At 72.1% G+C, this 16,757-nt stretch carries 16 protein-coding genes; 6 read left to right on the top strand and 10 right to left on the bottom strand.

The features are described 5' to 3' along the window. Window positions 1-195 (bottom strand): LacI family DNA-binding transcriptional regulator (locus VIG79_RS06095; RefSeq protein WP_331883431.1); only part of this gene is annotated, 195 nt, incomplete at its 3' end. A 161-nt stretch (window positions 196-356) separates the two neighbouring features. Here VIG79_RS06095 and VIG79_RS06090 point away from each other — a divergent pair. Together VIG79_RS06090 and dxs are read left to right on the top strand one after the other, a co-directional pair. Further along, window positions 357-2,459 (top strand): glycogen debranching N-terminal domain-containing protein, encoded by a 2,103-nt coding sequence (locus VIG79_RS06090; RefSeq protein WP_331883429.1) that lies wholly within the window; start codon window positions 357-359, stop codon window positions 2,457-2,459. Window positions 2,460-2,508: 49 nt separating this feature from the next. Continuing rightward, complete coding sequence (gene dxs, locus VIG79_RS06085) at window positions 2,509-4,377, top strand: 1-deoxy-D-xylulose-5-phosphate synthase (protein ID WP_331883427.1); 1,869 nt, start codon at window positions 2,509-2,511, stop codon at window positions 4,375-4,377. Between the two features lie 50 nt (window positions 4,378-4,427). Here dxs and VIG79_RS06080 read toward each other — a convergent pair whose 3' ends face one another. The 6 genes from VIG79_RS06080 to VIG79_RS06055 all read right to left on the bottom strand — a co-directional run bounded on the left by VIG79_RS06080 (window position 4,428) and on the right by VIG79_RS06055 (window position 10,235). Next, a complete protein-coding gene (locus VIG79_RS06080) occupies window positions 4,428-5,210 on the bottom strand; it encodes a 3-hydroxybutyrate dehydrogenase (protein WP_331883424.1) in 783 nt (260 codons plus the stop codon). A 15-nt stretch (window positions 5,211-5,225) separates the two neighbouring features. Next, on the bottom strand, window positions 5,226-5,996 hold the full coding sequence (locus VIG79_RS06075) for an alpha/beta fold hydrolase (protein ID WP_331883421.1): 771 nt from the start codon (window positions 5,994-5,996) through the stop codon (window positions 5,226-5,228). Window positions 5,997-6,220: 224 nt separating this feature from the next. Continuing rightward, a complete protein-coding gene (locus VIG79_RS06070) occupies window positions 6,221-7,756 on the bottom strand; it encodes a UDP-N-acetylglucosamine 1-carboxyvinyltransferase (RefSeq protein WP_331883418.1) in 1,536 nt (511 codons plus the stop codon). 15 nt (window positions 7,757-7,771) lie between these two features. Next, on the bottom strand, window positions 7,772-8,203 hold the full coding sequence (locus VIG79_RS06065; RefSeq protein WP_331883415.1) for a hypothetical protein: 432 nt from the start codon (window positions 8,201-8,203) through the stop codon (window positions 7,772-7,774). A 191-nt stretch (window positions 8,204-8,394) separates the two neighbouring features. Continuing rightward, a complete protein-coding gene (locus VIG79_RS06060) occupies window positions 8,395-9,657 on the bottom strand; it encodes an HRDC domain-containing protein (protein WP_414672590.1) in 1,263 nt (420 codons plus the stop codon). Continuing rightward, on the bottom strand, window positions 9,654-10,235 hold the full coding sequence (locus VIG79_RS06055; RefSeq protein ID WP_331883412.1) for a DUF3000 domain-containing protein: 582 nt from the start codon (window positions 10,233-10,235) through the stop codon (window positions 9,654-9,656). The genes VIG79_RS06060 and VIG79_RS06055 overlap by 4 nt, the downstream gene beginning before the upstream one ends. Before the next feature lie 62 nt (window positions 10,236-10,297). Here VIG79_RS06055 and VIG79_RS06050 point away from each other — a divergent pair, with 62 nt between their 5' ends. Both VIG79_RS06050 and hemE read left to right on the top strand, forming a co-directional pair. After that, on the top strand, window positions 10,298-11,125 hold the full coding sequence (locus VIG79_RS06050) for a DMT family transporter (protein ID WP_331883409.1): 828 nt from the start codon (window positions 10,298-10,300) through the stop codon (window positions 11,123-11,125). Between the two features lie 12 nt (window positions 11,126-11,137). Continuing rightward, window positions 11,138-12,196, top strand: coding sequence for a uroporphyrinogen decarboxylase (gene hemE, locus VIG79_RS06045; RefSeq protein ID WP_331883407.1), 1,059 nt, complete (start codon window positions 11,138-11,140; stop codon window positions 12,194-12,196). Between the two features lie 55 nt (window positions 12,197-12,251). Here the strand turns inward: hemE and VIG79_RS06040 are convergent, their stop codons facing one another. Then, window positions 12,252-13,541 (bottom strand): DUF4349 domain-containing protein, encoded by a 1,290-nt coding sequence (locus VIG79_RS06040; RefSeq protein ID WP_331883404.1) that lies wholly within the window; start codon window positions 13,539-13,541, stop codon window positions 12,252-12,254. Between the two features lie 94 nt (window positions 13,542-13,635). Here VIG79_RS06040 and hemG point away from each other — a divergent pair, with 94 nt between their 5' ends. Together hemG and hemQ are read left to right on the top strand one after the other, a co-directional pair. Next, window positions 13,636-15,015 carry a protoporphyrinogen oxidase gene (hemG, locus tag VIG79_RS06035; RefSeq protein ID WP_331883402.1) on the top strand — a complete coding sequence of 460 codons (1,380 nt, stop codon included), beginning with the start codon at window positions 13,636-13,638 and terminating at the stop codon, window positions 15,013-15,015. A 4-nt stretch (window positions 15,016-15,019) separates the two neighbouring features. After that, window positions 15,020-15,733, top strand: coding sequence for a hydrogen peroxide-dependent heme synthase (gene hemQ / locus VIG79_RS06030; RefSeq protein ID WP_331883399.1), 714 nt, complete (start codon window positions 15,020-15,022; stop codon window positions 15,731-15,733). Window position 15,734: 1 nt separating this feature from the next. Here hemQ and msrB read toward each other — a convergent pair whose 3' ends face one another. Both msrB and VIG79_RS06020 read right to left on the bottom strand, forming a co-directional pair. Then, window positions 15,735-16,217 carry a peptide-methionine (R)-S-oxide reductase MsrB gene (gene msrB / locus VIG79_RS06025; protein ID WP_414672591.1) on the bottom strand — a complete coding sequence of 161 codons (483 nt, stop codon included), beginning with the start codon at window positions 16,215-16,217 and terminating at the stop codon, window positions 15,735-15,737. Between the two features lie 150 nt (window positions 16,218-16,367). Beyond that, window positions 16,368-16,757, bottom strand: a 390-nt coding sequence (locus VIG79_RS06020; protein WP_331883397.1) for a hypothetical protein, incomplete at its 5' end; no start/stop codon positions are given.

Here is a 16,757-nt window from a genome sequence, read left to right as displayed (position 1 = left end):
ACGCAGGTGCTGCGCGGCCGCGTTCGGGGTGAAGCCCAGCTGCTCGATCGCCGCGTGGACTCGCTCGAGAGTGGATGGGGCCACCCGCTCGGGGTTGTTGAGCGCGTTGCTGACGGTCTGGCGTGAGACCCCGGCGGCTTGCGCGACGTTGATGATCGTCGGCCGCTCGCGAGACACTCCTGTGGTGCTTGCCACGATCGCTCCTTTGCGCTGTGATCGTTCAAACCGCGGGCGATCATCACCCCAACCGCGCATTTGAACGTTCCAAGTGAGGCGAGAATGGCCTACGACCCCCACCGTGGTCAAGAGGATGATGTGCATCGTTCGACACGACTCGACACGAAAGGCCCTCCCACGTGACCTCGACGGACGCTGTAGACCAAACGCCAGACACCTCCCTGCGGCAGCCCTGGCTGCACGACCTGTCCATCACGGTCGACGGGAACTCCACTCAGCTCTCGTCCCAAGGAGGGGACGTCGAACCGGGTTCGGCCCAGGGCTTCTACGTCGACGATGTCCGGATGCTGAACTGCCTTCTGGTGCGCGTCGCCGGTGAGCCGGCCAGCCCGGTTGCCGGGCAGGCCCAGGGGGCGCGCGCAGAGTTCTTCGGCGCCGCCCGCGCTGTCGGCGACCCCGGTGCGGACCCCACAGTTGAGGTACGCCGCGTCCGGACGTTGGCGGGGTCGCGCCTGGTCGAGGAGGTGAGCGTGATCTCGCGCGCGACCGAACCAGTCCGGGCCACCCTCGAGATCGAGATCGGCTGCGATGCCATGCCGATCGGGTCGGTGAAGGGCGGGCGCGTCGTCGCTGACCAGGTCGCGGCAACGCTGACTGCGGACGCGGCGCGGTTCGCGACCGACCGCCACGACGTCGATGTGAGCTTCGCCCCGGCACCCGTGAGCCTCGAGGCTGCTGGGCGCGGAGCGCTGGCGCGGTTCGAGGTGAGCGTGGACCCCGGTCAGACCCAGACCTGGCAGGTCGCCGTGACCGTAGCTCGGCGCCACGCCTCGGGATTCGACGCCGACCCCGGCGGCGATGCCGTGACCTGGGGCCACGTCCGGGTCACCGCCGACGACCCCCGCCTCGCACCGCTGGTGACCCAGTCGCTGGACGACCTGAGGCACCTGCTCCTGCGTGACCCCCTGAGCCCGGAGGACGTGTTCGCCGCAGCCGGAACCCCCTGGTACCTCACGTTGTTCGGGCGCGACTCGATCTGGACGGCGCGGATGATGCTGCCGTTCGGCACCGAGCTCGCGGCGGGGACCCTACGAGCCCTGGCCCGGCGCCAGGGCGCCCAGGACGACTCGGAACGGGCCGAGCAGCCCGGCAAGATCGCCCATGAGGTGCGCCGCACGGCATACCAGGGGGCGGCCGGGCTGTCCCTTCCGCCGCTCTACTACGGGACGGTCGATGCCACCGCGCTCTGGGTCTGCCTGCTGGTCGAGGCCTGGCGCTGGGGGCTTTCGGAGGCGGAGGTCCGCGAGCTGCTCCCGCATCTGCGCGCTGCGCTGGGCTGGATCACCGGACCCGGTCAACCGGACAGCGACGGGCTGCTGAAGTACCTCGACACCACCGGTCACGGGTTGGCCAACCAGGGGTGGAAGGACTCCGGTGACTCGATGCGGTTCAGGGACGGCCGGGTGGCCGAGGGCCCCATCGCGCTCGTGGAAGCCCAGGCGTATGCCGTGGAGGCACTCCTTGGCGCAGCCGAGCTCCTGGAGGGACTGGGGGAGCCCGGTAGCGAGGACGCTCGCCGTGAGGCCGAGCTGTTGCGCGAGCGCATCCAGGCTGGGTACTGGGTCGACGGTGCCGATGGGACTGGTCGCTACCTGGCCATGGCTCTGGACGGGCAGGGGCGAGCCGTCGACGGGCTCGGCTCGAACATGGGCCACGTCCTCGGGACGGGCGTCCTGTCGGCGCAGGAGGCGCAGTCAGTGGCCGAGCAGGTGACCGGTGACGAGCTGCTCGACGACTTCGGGATACGGACCTTCGGTTCGGGCAACGGGGGCTTCAACCCCATCGGCTACCACACGGGTTCGGTGTGGACCCACGACACCGCGATCGTGGCCCTGGGACTGGCCCGTGAGGGCCAGGACGCCGGTGCGGCGACCATCCTGCGGCGGCTGCTGTCGGCCGGCGCCAGCTTCGACTACCGCTACCCCGAGCTCTATTCCGGACTGCCCATGATGGGCCGACCTGCGCCCTACCCTGCCTCCTGCCGGCCGCAGGCATGGAGTGCCGCCAGCGCCGCGGTGCTCCTCTCCGTGGCCGTGGGTCTCCAGGTCGACCTGCCCAAGGGGGAGATCCGGGTCCGACCACTGCGACCGGCGCCGTTCGGGGCGATCACGGTCTCGGGCCTGCGCGCCGGGCGGGCAGAGATCACGGTGACTGTCGATGCGCAGGGCGACGTGAGCCTGTCAGGAGTGCCGGACGGGCTTGAAGTCAGCATCAGCGCTTAGACTCAGGCGGTTGTCTAGCAGTGACCCCCAGTTGAAAGGACTGCTGCGCGTGGGAGTGCTCGAAACCATCAAGGGCCCGGCTGAGCTGAAGGCGCTCACCCCTGCCCAGATCCCCGCGCTCGCCCAGGAGATCCGCGACTTTCTGGTGGAGTCGGTCTCCAAGACCGGGGGTCATCTCGGACCCAACCTCGGCGTCGTCGAGCTGACGATCGCGCTGCACCGGGTGTTCGACAGCCCCCGCGACACCATCGTGTTCGACACGGGACACCAGTCCTACGTCCACAAGCTCCTCACCGGTCGGCAGGACTTCAGCAAGCTCAAGAAGCAGGGCGGCCTGTCCGGCTACCCCAGCCGGACCGAGTCCGAGCACGACGTCGTCGAGAACTCGCACGCCTCGACCGCCCTCTCCTGGGCCGATGGCATCGCCAAGGCGCGCCGACTCACGGGCCGGCGCGACCGGCATACCGTTGCGGTCATCGGGGACGGAGCCCTCACCGGCGGCATGGCGTGGGAGGCGATCAACAACATCGCCGTCGACAAGGACCTCCCGCTCGTCATCGTGGTCAACGACAACGAGCGCTCGTACGCGCCGACCACCGGCGGCCTCGCGGACCACCTGGCGACCCTGCGGACGACGCGCAAGTACGAGTCGGTGCTCGGTTGGGGGCGGGAGACCCTGAACCGCACCCCGGTCGTCGGCGGAGCGGTCTACGGCGCCCTGCACGGCATGAAGAAGGGCATCAAGGACATGGTCGCGCCGCAGGGCCTCTTCGAGGACCTCGGGCTGAAGTATCTCGGCCCGATCGACGGCCACGACGAGCAGGCGGTCGAGGCCGCCCTGGGCCGGGCCAGGTCGTTCGAGGGACCCGTGCTCGTGCACGTGCTGACGACCAAGGGCAAGGGCTACGACCACGCCAGCAACGACGACGCCGACCGGTTCCACGCCGTCGACCGGATCAACCCCGAGACGGGGCTGCCGCTGCAGGTCAAGGGTCGGATCTGGACCGACGAGTTCAGCGACGCGCTGCTCGGGGTGTCGCGAGAGCGGGACGACGTCGTCGCGATCACCGCGGCGATGCTCATCCCCACGGGCCTCAAGGAGTTCGCCGAGCGGCACCCGGACCGCGTGTTCGACGTAGGAATTGCCGAGCAGCATGCCGTCACGATGGCGTCGGGGCTCGCGTTCGGCGGGATGCACCCCGTCGTCTGCGTGTATGCGACGTTCCTCAACCGGGCCTTCGACCAGCTGCTCATGGACTGCGCGCTGCACCGGGCCGGCGTCACCTTCGTGCTGGACCGTGCCGGGATCACCGGTACCGACGGCGCCTCGCACAACGGCATGTGGGACATGTCGATCACCGGGCTGGTGCCAGGGCTGCGGCTCACGGCACCGCGGGACCCCGAGGAGCTCGGCCGAGCCTTACGCGAGGCGGTCGACGTCCACGACGGACCGACGGTCATCCGGTTCTCCAAGCAGAACCCGCCGGCCCCGCTGCCGGCGGTTCGCGCCTTGGGTTCGGTCGACGTGCTGGCCGAGGCGTCCACGGAGCCGGTCGAGCTGCTCATCGTGGGCCTCGGCGAGATGGCGACCACGGGCATGGCGGTCGCCGAGAAGCTGACGGCACAGGGGCATACGGTCCGCGTGGTCGACCCGCGGTGGTGCGTACCGGTGCCGGACGACCTCGTCGACCTGGCTCGCTCGGCGGGCGCTGTCGCGGTTCTCGAGGACAACCTCGTCGTCGGTGGTGTGGGGTCGCAGGTGACGGCCGCGGTCCGGGAGGCCGGGCTGTCGGTACCCGTCCACCTGCACGGGATCCCGAAGCGGTTCCTGCCGCACGCGTCCCGGGGCGAGGTCCTCGAGGAGATCGGCCTGACCCCCGACGCGATCGCGGACCAGCTCCACGCCGCCCTGTCCTGACCCGCGGGCCGGTCTGACCCGCCGACCAGAGTCGTGACGCGTGATGGTGCTCAGCGGGCCGTCCACCCGCCGTCGATTGCGAACGACGCACCGGTGACGGATGCCGACGCCGGTCCGCAGAGGAACATGGCGAGCTCGGCGACCTCCGCCGGCTCGACGAGGCGCTTGACGGCCATCCCTTCGAGCAGGACCTTCTCGACGACCTCGTCCTCGGGGATGCCGTGGGCCTCGGCCTGGTCGGCGATCTGGCTCTCGACCAGGGGAGTGCGCACGTACCCGGGGTTGATGCAGTTGCTCGTGACCCCGTGGGGGGCGCCCTCGAGGGCGACGACCTTCGACAGTCCCTCCAGGCCGTGCTTGGCCGTGACGTACGCGGACTTGTAGGCGCTGGCCCGGAGCCCGTGCGCACTCGACACGTTGACCACGCGGCCCCAGCCCTGGGCGTACATGGTCGGCAGGCACTGCCGGACCAGCCGGAACGGTGCGTGCAGCATGACGTCGAGGATCAGCTCGAAGGTCTCCAGCGGGAACGACTCGATCGGCGACACGTGCTGGATCCCGGCGTTGTTGACGAGGATGTCGATGTCGGTCGGGAGGTCGGCGATGGAGTCGAGGTCCGACAGGTCGGCGGCGACCGGCTCGATCTGCCCGTCGCCGAGTCTCGCGGCGAGGTCCTTCAGCCCGGCCTCGTCTCGGTCCACGGCGACGACGACCGCACCGGACTGGACGAGCCGGGCGGCGATGGCCGCGCCGATGCCACTCGCGGCACCGGTCACCAGCGCGCGGTGTCCGGTCAGGTCGGCAGGGGCGGCGGCGGGCGGCGGCGTCGGCATGACGGGAGGATAGGACTACTCCGTTCGCGCCGGGTCGCCGAGGGCCTCGAGGACGAGAGCAGCGGCCTCGCCGGGTCGCTCGAGGCTCGGCAGGTGACCGGCCCAGCCCAGCTCGACCAGGGTCGCTCCCGGGACGCCGTCGGCGACCGTCCGGGCGGCGGCCTGGAGCCAGTCCACGTCGAGCTCGCCCAGCACGACGGTCGTCGGCACCGTGATGCCACCGAGGTCGACCTCGTCGGGGACCATGGTCGGCGGGTCGGGCCACTCGTCGGCCGCGATCTGGACGTCGAACGCCCGGCGCTGCATCCGGGTCAGCAGCGAGCGGGCGTCATCGCCGGCGTCCGGCCCGAGCCACGTGTCGACGTTGAGGGCAACGGCGCCGTCGACGTCGCCGGCCTCGATGAGACCCTCCTCCCTCTCGTCGAAGGCCTCGGACGCGTCTGTCGGAGCGACCCCGCGTAGGCCCGGGCAGAGCAGGACCAGAGCGGTCACGCGGTCCGGGTGGGCCGTCGCCACCTCCAGGGCCACGCGGCCGCCGAAGGACGCGCCGACCAACGCGGAGGCCGCGATGCCCTGGTCGTCGAGGAACCCGATGACCTCGGCCACGTTCGAGAGCGGCCCCGGCGCGAGGGAAGCGTCGCCGTACCCGGGGAGGTCCGGGGCGAGGACCCGGTACCGGTCGGCCAGGACGGGGATCTGCGCCGCCCACATCCGGCGGTCGGCGACGCCGGCGTGGAGGAGGACGACCGGCGGACCGGTCCCGGCAGCGTCGAACGGTAGGGGCACGCGCTCACGCTAGGCGCGGGCGTACCCGAGCGCGACGCCATTTCCGCCGGCGATGCGGCGCGTCAGACGGGCAGTAGCCGGAGCGCTACGACGTGTCGCGGCGGTCTGGACGGCGCGTCGCGTCGCCTCGCCGCCTGCTGCCTGTCCGACGAGTGCGGGCGCCGACCCGCTGCTCGAACCTGCGGCGCCAACCCACTGCGGCAACCGGCTGGGCCGCACCCGCGTCAGATGTCGCGGAAGACCTCGATGGTCGCGCCGAGGGCGTTGAGCCGGTCGGCGAGGTCCTCGTAGCCGCGGTTGATGACGTAGACGTTGCGCAGCACCGACGTGCCCGGAGCCGCGAGCATGGCCAGCAGCACCACGACGCCCGGTCGCAGCGCCGGCGGGCACATGACCTCGGCGGCCCGCCAGCGGGTCGGTCCCTCGATGAGGACCCGGTGCGGGTCGAGCAGCTGGACCTTGGCGCCGACCTTCGTGAGCTCGGTGAGGTAGATGGCTCGGTTCTCGTAGACCCAGTCGTGGATCAGCGTCGATCCCTCGGCCACCGCCCCGATGAGCGCGAAGAACGGCAGGTTGTCGATGTTGAGGCCCGGGAACGGCATCGGGTGGATCTTGTCGATCGGCGCATGCAGCGGGCCGGGCACGGTGGTGAGGTCGACGAGCCGGGTCTGGCCGTTGGCCGAGCGGTACTCGTCGGAGGTCGCGTACTCCATGCCCATGCCCTCGAGCGTCGCGAGCTCGATCTCCATGAACTCGATCGGCACCCGGCGGATGGTGATCTCCGACCCCGTCACGACCGCCGCGGCCAAGAGACTCATGGCCTCGATCGGGTCCTCGGAGGGGGAGTACTCCACGTCGACGTCGATGACGTCGAGGCCGTGGACGGTCAGGGTGGTGGTGCCGATGCCCTCGATCCGGACGCCCAGGCGCTCGAGGAAGAAGCACAGGTCCTGGACCATGTAGTTCGGGCTGGCGTTGCGGATCACCGTGACGCCGTCGTGCCGCGCAGCGGCCATCAGGGCGTTCTCGGTGACCGTGTCGCCGCGCTCGGTGAGCACGATCGGCCGGGTCGGCCGGCGGCTCGGGTCGGACGTGGCCTCGTAGAACCCGTGGGTCGCGACGACGTCGAGACCGAAGTGGCGCAACGAGGCCAGGTGCGGCTCGACGGTACGCGTACCGAGGTCGCAGCCCCCTGCATACGGCAGCAGGAACGACGGGTAGTCGTGCAGCAGCGGCCCGAGGAACATGATCACGGTCCGGGTGCGGCGCGCGGCCTCGACGTCGATGGCGTCCAGGTCGAGCCGCGTCGGCGGGACGATCTCCAGGTCGTTGCTGCCGGGGATCCAGCGGGTGCGCACGCCGATGGAGTGCAGCACCTCGAGGATCCGGTTGACCTCCTCGATGCGGGCCAGGTTGCGCAGCGTCGTGCGGCCGCGGTTGAGCAGGGAGGCGCAGAGCAGGGCCACGGCGGCGTTCTTGGACGTCTTGACGTCGATGGCGCCGTGCAGCTTCTGGCCGCCGACGATGCGCAGGTGCTGCGGCCCGGAGTGGCCGAGCGACACGAACTCGGAGTCGAGGCTTTCCCCGATCCGGGCCAGGGTCTCGAGGCTGAGGTTCTGCTGGCCCTGCTCGATGCGGGCGACCGCACTCTGGCTGGTCCCGAGCGACCTCGCGAGCTCGGACTGGGTCAGACCCTTGTGTCGGCGCGCGTCCCGGATCAGCGAACCGATCCGCTCGAGGTAGGTGTCGGTGACCGTCATGCCGGCCACCATATCTCACATATGAGATACGACGTTCGCCCGCTGGGGAGCCGACGACCGCGGCACCCGGATGCCGGCCAGCTCGGTCAGGCGGTACCCCATGGCCGAGACCAAGTAGAACAGGACGTCGGCCGCCGCCTTGCCGGCCAGCAGTCCCCAGACCGGCTCGTCGAGCAGCACGACGGCCGACACCATGAGCGCCGGTCGCCAGAGGAACGTGTCGAGGAGCTCGGCGGCACCGAACTCGGCGCTGAGCAGCAGGACGGTGCGCGAGGCGACTCGCATCGCATACCGAGGCTGGCCGGGCGCGACGAGGCGCCTTTGCTCGCCGGCGACCTTGACGACCAGGACTCCGTAGAACCCCACGGTTGCCCCCGCGATGGCGCTGGCCGCCAGCAACGGCGGCGACGTCGTGAGCCGGGCTGCGACGACGCTGGCCGCGAGCATGGTGGCGAGGCAGGCCACCTCGGCGGGTGCGTAGCGACGGACCCAGAAACGGCATCGGTCGGTATGACGTCGCATCCGATCTCGCCGCTCCCTGCCGCCCTTGTGGTCTCTCTGCGGGAGGTCAGAGGGCGGTGAAGGGCGGCAGATACCCGCCGGGGGTTATCCGCTGCGTGCCACCGGTCGTCAGGACGTCAGGGGTGGTCGACGCAGGCCTGGGCGACGATCGGCGCCGTGATGGCCACCTGCCACGGCCGGGCACCGAGCGCGGCCAGGGCCGCGGCGATCCCGGCCGCGCTGAGGTCGGCAGGGGGAGACCAGATGACGCGGCGCAGGACGTCCGGGGTCATGAGGTTCTCGACCGGGACGGTGTGCTCGGTGCCGAACGCGGCGAGCCCCTCTCGCGCCTGGGCCAGCCGGGCGGCGGCCACGGGGTCGCGGTCGGGCCAGGCGCGCGGCGGCGGTGGTCCGGTGCCGGCCAGGGTCAGCGGCGGCAGGGCGTTCTCGGGCAGGTTCTGGGCGCGGCGGATGGCGTCCAGCCAGACCTTGGCGTTGCGACGAGCCGGGCGCAGCTCGCGGACCTCGGCCATCTCCTCGGCCGTGGTGGGCGCGAGGTTGGCCAGCTCGACGATGACCGAGTCGGGCAGCACCCGCCCGGGTGAGGTGTCCCGACGTTCGGCGATGCGGTCTCGGGTGATCCACAGCTCCTTGACCAGGGCGATGCCGCGCCGCTTGCGGACCCGGTGCATGCCGGAGGTCCGACGCCACGGGTCGACCCGGACCGGCGGCCCCTCGAAGTTCAGCAGGGCGTCGAACTCCTCGCGGGCCCAGTCGCTCTTGCCCTGGGACTCCAGGTCGGCGGCGATCGCGTCCCGCAGCTCGACGAGGACCTCGACGTCGAGTGCGGCGTAGCGCAGCCAGGGCTCGGGCAGGGGCCGGGTCGACCAGTCGACGGCGGAGTGCTCCTTGGCCAACGACAGCCCCAGGTAGTGCTCCACGGCGGCCCCCAGGCCCACGCGAGGCAGGCCGACGAGTCGCGCGCCGAGCTCGGTGTCGAAGAGGTGGACCGGCCGCAGCCCGATCTGCGCGAGGCAGGGCAGGTCCTGGGTCGCGGCGTGGAGGACCCACTCCGCGTCCCCGATGCCGTCGGCGACCGGACCGAGGTCGGGGCAGGCGACCGGATCGATGAGCCAGGTTCCCGAACCGGCCCGCCGCAGCTGCACGAGGTAGGCCTTCTGGCCGTAGCGGTGACCCGACGCGCGCTCGGCGTCGACGGCGACCGGTCCGGTACCCGCCGCGATGGCTCGACCCGCCTCGACCAGCCGGCGCTCGTCGACGACCACGTCGGGAACGCCGTCGCTGGGCGCGAGGAGCGGCGTCAGCAGTCGCTCCGGCTCCTCGGCGAGCGCATCTGGTGTGTCGTCGTCGGTGGGGCCGGCCTGCGGACCGGAGGTCACCGCCGTTGCCCGGGAAGCGCGACGACGCCCTCCGGAAGGGGTGGCAGCCCGGCGATCATGCAGAGCAGGTCGGACCACGCCATCAGGTGGGCGCCGATCTCACCGCGCGGCGTCCAGGATGCGCGGACCTCCATCTCGACCGTGGGTTCACGGTCGGCGAGCCCTGCGAAGCTCTCCGAGACCACCCGCGTGACCGTGCCGGCCTCGGCAACGTAGCCCAGCCGGCGCGCGTCCAGGGCGTCCACCAGCCAGGACCAGCCGACCGCACCGAGCATCGGGTCGCTGGCCAGCTCGGGCTCCAGCTCGGCGCGCGCGAAGGTCACCGCGCGCCACTCGCCCTCCCACGGACCAGGGGCCGACGGGTCGTGGAGCAGGACGAACCGGCCCGAGGCCAGCTCCTCCTCGCCCGACGCGGTCGAGACGATGTCCGCCGTCAGCGCGACCGCGTACGGCGCGATGCGCTGGGGGGCAGGGACTTCGGTCAGACGGACCTCCGGGCGCAGCCGGGCGTCCCGGAGGGCGCTGACCGCCCGGGCGAACTCGGCGGGCTGCTCGCCCGGCAGTGATCGACCACGCACCCGACGAGCGTATGTCGGTACGGCGCCCCGGGACAGGCAGGCACGCCGTTACGGTGGCGGCCGTGTCCGCGTTGCTCGCCCTCTGCTCGTCCCTGCTGTGGGGAACGAGCGACTTCGTGGCGGGCCTCAAGGCCAAGACCATCCCCGCGGCAGCCGTCGTCGGCTGGTCGCAGCTGGTCGGGTTCCTGACGCTCTGCGTGGTCGTCGTCGTCAGGGGCAACCCGCTCACGGCGTCCGGCTGGCAGGGCTGGGCGATCGCCGCCGGCGTGGCGGGCGCGGTGGCGCTGTGGGCGTTCTACGGCGCGCTGTCGACCGGGACGATGAGCGTGGTCGCCCCGGTGGCCTCGTTGGGCGCCGCGGTGCCCGTACTGCTCGGGGTGGCGACCGGGGACGCCCCGAGCGTCATCGCGTGGGTCGGCATGGGGGTCGCGGTGCTCGGCACGGTGCTGGCGAGCGGACCGGAGATCCGCGCCGGCCTGCACGTGCGGCCGGTCCTGCTGGCCTGCGTCGCCGCCGTGGGGTTCGGGACGGTCCTGTTCTGCATGGACCGCGGCGCGCGGGTGTCCCTCGTCTCCACCCTGTGGGGTATGCGGCTGACCAGCCTCGTCCTGTACGCGGCGGTCGCTGCGGTTCGCCGGTCGACCGGGGGAGTCGGGCGACGGGACTGGCCGACGCTGGTCTTCGTAGGCCTGGCCGACCTCGGTGCGAACGCGTTCTTCGTGGCGGCCTCGACCCAGGGTCTGGTCAGCGTCGCGGCCGTGCTGGGCTCGCTGTACCCGGTGGTGACCATCCTCCTGGCCCGGGCCTTCCTGGCGGAGCGGCTGAAGCCGATCCAGAACGTCGGAGTCGCCCTGGCCCTCGCGGGCGTCGTGGCGATCGCGACCGGCTGACCGCATGCGACGATGACCACCGTGAGCGCTGTCGTCCAGACCCACCCGTCCGACAGCCTCCTGGTCCGTGCTGCGCGCCGCCAGCGGGTCGAACGAACCCCGGTGTGGTTCATGCGGCAGGCCGGGCGTTCTCTCCCGGAGTACCGCGAGGCCCGGGCGGGCACCCCGATGCTCGAGGCCTGCCGGACCCCAGACCTCGTCACCGAGATCACCCTCCAACCGGTCCGCCGCCACGGCGTCGACGCGGCGATCTTCTTCAGTGACATCGTGGTCCCGCTGGCCGCGGTCGGAGTAGACGTCGACATCGTGGCCGGCACCGGTCCGGTGGTGGCCAAGCCGATCCGGACCCGCGCGGACCTCGACCGGCTCCCGGAGCTGACGCCCGACCAGGTGCCAGACATCGCCGAGTCGGTCCGCCGGATCGCCGCGGCGCTCGGCGGCACGCCGCTCATCGGGTTCGCCGGAGCGCCGTTCACCCTCGCCTCCTACCTCGTCGAAGGCGGCCCCAGCCGCAACCACGAGAACACCAAGGCGCTGATGTACGGCGACCCCGAGCTGTGGCACGACCTGTGTGCCCGCCTCGCCCAGATCGCCGGCGCCTTCCTCCGCGTCCAGGCCCAGGCCGGCGCGAGTGTCGTCCAGCTCTTCGACTCGTGGGTCGGCGCGCTACCCCTGGCCGACTACGAGCGCTACGTGCGGCCGCATTCCGCCGCCGCCCTCGCCGCGGTGGCCGACCTCGGTGTCCCGCGCATCCACTTCGGGGTCGGCACCGGGGAGCTGCTCCCCGCGATGGGGGCGGCCGGGGCCGAGGTCGTCGGTGTCGACTTCCGGGTCTCGCTCACGGACGCCGTGCGACGTCTCGGCCCCGAGTATGCGGTCCAGGGCAACCTCGACCCGGCGACGCTGTTCGCGCCCTGGCCCGCCGTCGAGGAACAGGTCCGCCGGATCGTCACCGAGGGGAGGTCGACGCCCGGGCATATCTTCAACCTCGGCCACGGCGTCCTGCCGGAGACCGACCCGGAGGTGCTGACCCGGGTCGTCGAGCTGGTCCACGAGGCGTCCTCACGGTGACATGAGGTGGCCGCGCGCCCCCTGCGAACGCGGCCACCCCAGTCCATGCGGTGGGTCAGCGCGCTCCGGCTCCCGCAATCTCCGGTTCGCGCTTCGCGGTGTCACCCTCCCGGACCCCCGCACCGGACCCACCAGTCGAGGCTTCGTAGCCCTCGGGGGACCCGGATTGGGTCGACGCGGTCGCCGACTTCGCGGCGCGACCGTCCCTCGCCCCCGACTCGGGCCCCGACCCCGGGTCGGCCCCCGGGTCCGCTCCACCGGGGCCACCCGACCCGTCCGGGCCGCCGTGGGGACCGGACCCACCGTCGGGGCCACGGGAACCAGCCGCCGGCGGTGGCGACGTCGCATACCCGCCCTCGGCCGGACGCGCGGCGGTACGGCGACGACGCCACCACAGCAGCGGGACGGCGACGATGGCGAGCAGCACCACGAACGGGAGGACGGCGCCCAGGACGGTGAGCAGCCCGCTGCTGGCGCCCAGGAACGCCTTCCAGCCCTTCTGGAGGCCGCCGAGGAACCCGGAGGTGTCCTCCTCGGGCACGACGACGTTCGCCGCGGTCACCAGCGTGACGCTGACGGTGGACATGGCCACCTTCTTGTCCAGGCTGTTGAGCTGGGCCTGGAGGGAGTCGAGGTCGCCCTGGCGGCGGGCGATCTCGGTCTCGAGCGAGATGATCTGGTTGAGGTCGGTGGTCTTGCCCAGCAGCGTCCGCACCTGGTCCAGACCGGCCTTCATCGTCGTGATCCGGGACTGCGTGTCGACGTAGGTCGAGGTCACGTCCCGGGCCGAGGACGACCGCTGAACGGTGGTGCCGAGCTTGCCGAGGTCGTCGAGGACCCGGTCCAGGGTGTCCGCCGGGACGGACAGCGACATCGTCGACCGGCTGCCCTGCTTGTCGACGCCGCCGCTGCTCACCGGCACCGCGGAGCTGTTCTCCGACACGACCGTGCCGCCGGCGGCGAGCGCGACCTGTCGGGCTTCGGCGGCCTTGGCCTCGACGTCGTCGACCTGGACCTGCAGCGAGGCGGTCCGGACCAGCTTGTCGGCGGCCGCGACGTCGGCAGCCGAGGACGGGCTCGCGTTTCGCGCGGCGGTCCCGCTGCCGGGGGAGCCGGCCGCTGCCCCCTGGCCTGAGGACTCGGCGAGCTTCTGCGCGTCCGCGGCCGCGTCCGGCGCTGCGTCCGGGGCGCCGCCCAGGTCGGGGTTGGCCGGAGCGACGGCACTCACGCCGGCGCCGGCCGACGACCCGGTGGAACCCGACCCGGAGCAGGCGCCGAGAGCGAGGACGGCGATGAGGCCGGCGCCCACGGCGGCGGCGGGTCGATGGTGGCGGGGAAGGGACACGGCATACCTCCTGGCTGGCAGTGCGTGATCACCCTTCAGGACACTCGAGCGACCCGAGACCGTTCCATCACGGTTCGGCTGCGACAGTGGAGGCATGCGCACCCCCGTCGTCGCCGTCGTGGGCGGCGGAGTCGCGGGGCTGTCGGCGGCGTGGGAGCTGTTGCAGGGCAACGACGTTCGAGTCGTCGTCCTCGAGGCCGCCGACGCGGTGGGCGGGAAGCTCCGTCGCGCCGAGGTGGCGGGGTACCCGGTCGACGTCGGTGCGGAGTCGATGCTGGCCCGCCGACCGGAGGCGACCGGCCTGGTCGCCGACCTCGGACTCGGCGAACGGCTGACCCATCCCGAACCCGTCTCGGCGGCGGTGTGGAGTCGCGGACGCCGCTGGCCGCTACCGGGCGGGACGGTGATGGGCGTACCCACCGATCCGGCCGACGCGGCCGGGGTCCTCACGTCGGAGGAGGTCGTCCGGGCGTCGGCTGAGCAGGTCGGGCCGCCGTTGGTCGAGGACGTGGCGGTGGGCACCTTCGTCGCCGACCGCGTCGGGCCGGCGGTCGTCGACCGCCTCGTCGAACCGCTCCTGGCCGGCGTCTACGCGGGTCACGCCCGGTCGCTCTCGCTGCAGGCGACGGTGCCCGCGCTGTGGGCCGCCGCGACCGACGGCACGGCGATCGTGGGCCGTCCCGCGACCGACGCGCCCGGTGGGCCGGTCTTCGCGGGTTACCGCGGAGGGCTCGGGCTGCTCGCCTCTGACCTCGCCGCCGCCGTCGTGGGTCGCGGCGGGCAGATCCGGGCCCGCAGCACGGTCCGTGAGCTCGCCCGCCGCCCGGACGGATGGCGGCTGACCGTCGGACCGACCGTCGACCGCGAGACCCTGGACGTCGACGGCGTCGTGCTCGCCCTGCCGGCGACCCCGGCCGCCCGGCTGCTGCGCCCCTTCTCGTCCCTTGCCGCCGAGCGGCTCGACGAGATCGCCTACGCCTCCGTGGCCATCGTGACCCTCGCGCTCCCGAGGTCCGCGGCGCTCCTGCTGGGCGGTTCGGGCTTCCTCGTCCCGCCGGTCGAGCCGCTGGCGATCAAGGCCGCGACCTTCAGCTCCACGAAGTGGGCCTGGCTGGCCGAAGACACCCAGGACGTCGTCCTCCTGCGCGCCTCGCTCGGCCGGGCCGGCGAGGTCGCTGTGCTGCAACGAGACGACGACGACCTCGTGCGCACCGTGGTCGCGGACCTGAGGACGGTCCTCGGCCCCGATTTCCCCGACCCGATCGACGACCACGTGCAGCGGTGGGGCGGCGCGCTGCCGCAGTACGCCGTCGGTCACGTCACTCGCATACAGGCCGTCCTCGGGGCGGTCGCCGACCAGCCGGCACTGGCTGTCGCCGGAGCCGCCTACGAGGGCGTCGGCATACCGGCGTGCATCGGGTCGGGCCGTCGGGCAGCCCGCGAGGTGCTCGCCGTCCTGCGCCAGCCACAATGAGGGCATGAGCGACCACGCCACGCGCAAGCCCGCACCGTCCGTCGTCCGCGAGATCAACGACTCGATCCGGTATGCGATGTGGTCCGTGTTCGCCTCGGTCCAGCCGCTCGGGGAGGACCGCGAGAAGGTCACCGCTGAGGCGGCGGCGCTGCTGAGCGACGTCGAGACCGAGGGCGTTGTGGTGCGCGGGCTGTATGACGTGGCCGGGCTGCGCGCCGACGCCGACCTGATGATCTGGTGGCACGCCGAGACCATCGAGCAGCTCCAGTCCGCCTACCACCGGTTCCTGCGCACCGAGCTCGGCGCGGCCCTGGAGCCGGTCTGGTCCGTGGCCGCGCTGCACCGGCCGGCGGAGTTCAACAAGAGCCACGTGCCGGCGTTCCTCGCGGGCGAGGACCCCAAGGCGTACATCTGCGTCTACCCGTTCGTGCGCTCGTACGACTGGTACCTGCTCGACGATGCCCGGCGTCGCGACATGCTCGTGGAGCACGGCCAGCTGGCCCGCGGGTACCCGGACGTGCGGGCCAACACCGTCGCGTCGTTCGCGCTGGGCGACTACGAGTGGGTCCTCGCGTTCGAGGCGGACGAGCTCCACCGGATCGTCGACCTCATGCGCGACCTACGGGCCTCGGAGGCGAGACGGCACGTCCGCGAGGAGGTCCCCTTCTACACCGGCACCCGGGTGTCGGTCGAGGACCTCGTCGCGAACCTGAGGTGACCTAACGGTCGGAGCGCAGCTGCTCCCGGTCGAGCCGCTCGGGGGCGTCCGCGGGCACGGACTTGGGCTCGAGGCGAAGGCTGATCGAGTTGATGCAGTAACGCTGGTCGGTCGGCGTGCCGTAGCCCTCGCCCTCGAACACGTGCCCGAGGTGGGAGCCACAGTTCTTGCAGCGCACCTCGGTGCGGACCGAGCCGAAGCTCCGGTCCACGATGTACTCGACCCGGTCCTCGGCCAGCGGTGCGTAGAACGACGGCCACCCGCAGTGGGACTCGAACTTGGTGTCGCTGCGGAACAGCTCGGTCCCGCAGGCGCGGCACGAGTAGACGCCCTCGGCGGTCGTGTCGGTGTACTCGCCGACGAACGGCCGCTCGGTGCCCGCCTCGCGCAGGACGTGGAACTCGGCCGGAGACAGCTCCGCTCGCCAGTCCTCGTCGGTCTTGGCCACGGGGTATGCGCCGCCATCCGGGTCGGTCGACGGCAGGGTCTTCTTGCTGAACAGGCTCACGAACGGCTCCTCAAGGTCGGGTGGGCACCCTGGTCAACATCCATGGTGCGCACGTCGTTCCCGGGCCGCTACCCACGGACCGGTCCGTAAGCGGGTCGCAACCCTCCCGCTCACGGCCCCGTCCGGTCAGCGGCTCACCTGGAGCGGCGTCGAGACCTGACCACCGTCCGTTGCCCGGACGACCACCTGATGTGACCCGACGGACGTTCCGCTCGGGATGAGGACCTTGCCCTCCGCCGCCCCGGAGGCGTCCGTGGTCAAGGTCCCAAGGGTGGTCGTGCCGTCGAGCGAGACGGACAGGGTCACGCCCGGCGACCAGCCGAAGAACTCGACCTTCAGCTGCTTGCCCGACTTGATCTTGGGCGGTGAGAGCACCACGGTGCCGAGGGTCGTCTTGACCGTCAGGGTCGCTGTCGCGGTCGCGCCGTCGGTCGACGAGGTGGCCCTGACGATGTGCGTCCCCAGGGAGATCGCCGGCGTGATGGCCAACGGCAGGGCCGCTGCTCCGGCGGCGTC

Source organism: Lapillicoccus sp. (genome assembly GCF_036559105.1).
Classification (GTDB): Bacteria; Actinomycetota; Actinomycetes; order Actinomycetales; family Dermatophilaceae; genus Lapillicoccus.
This window is presented reverse-complemented; position numbering and strand designations above follow the sequence as displayed.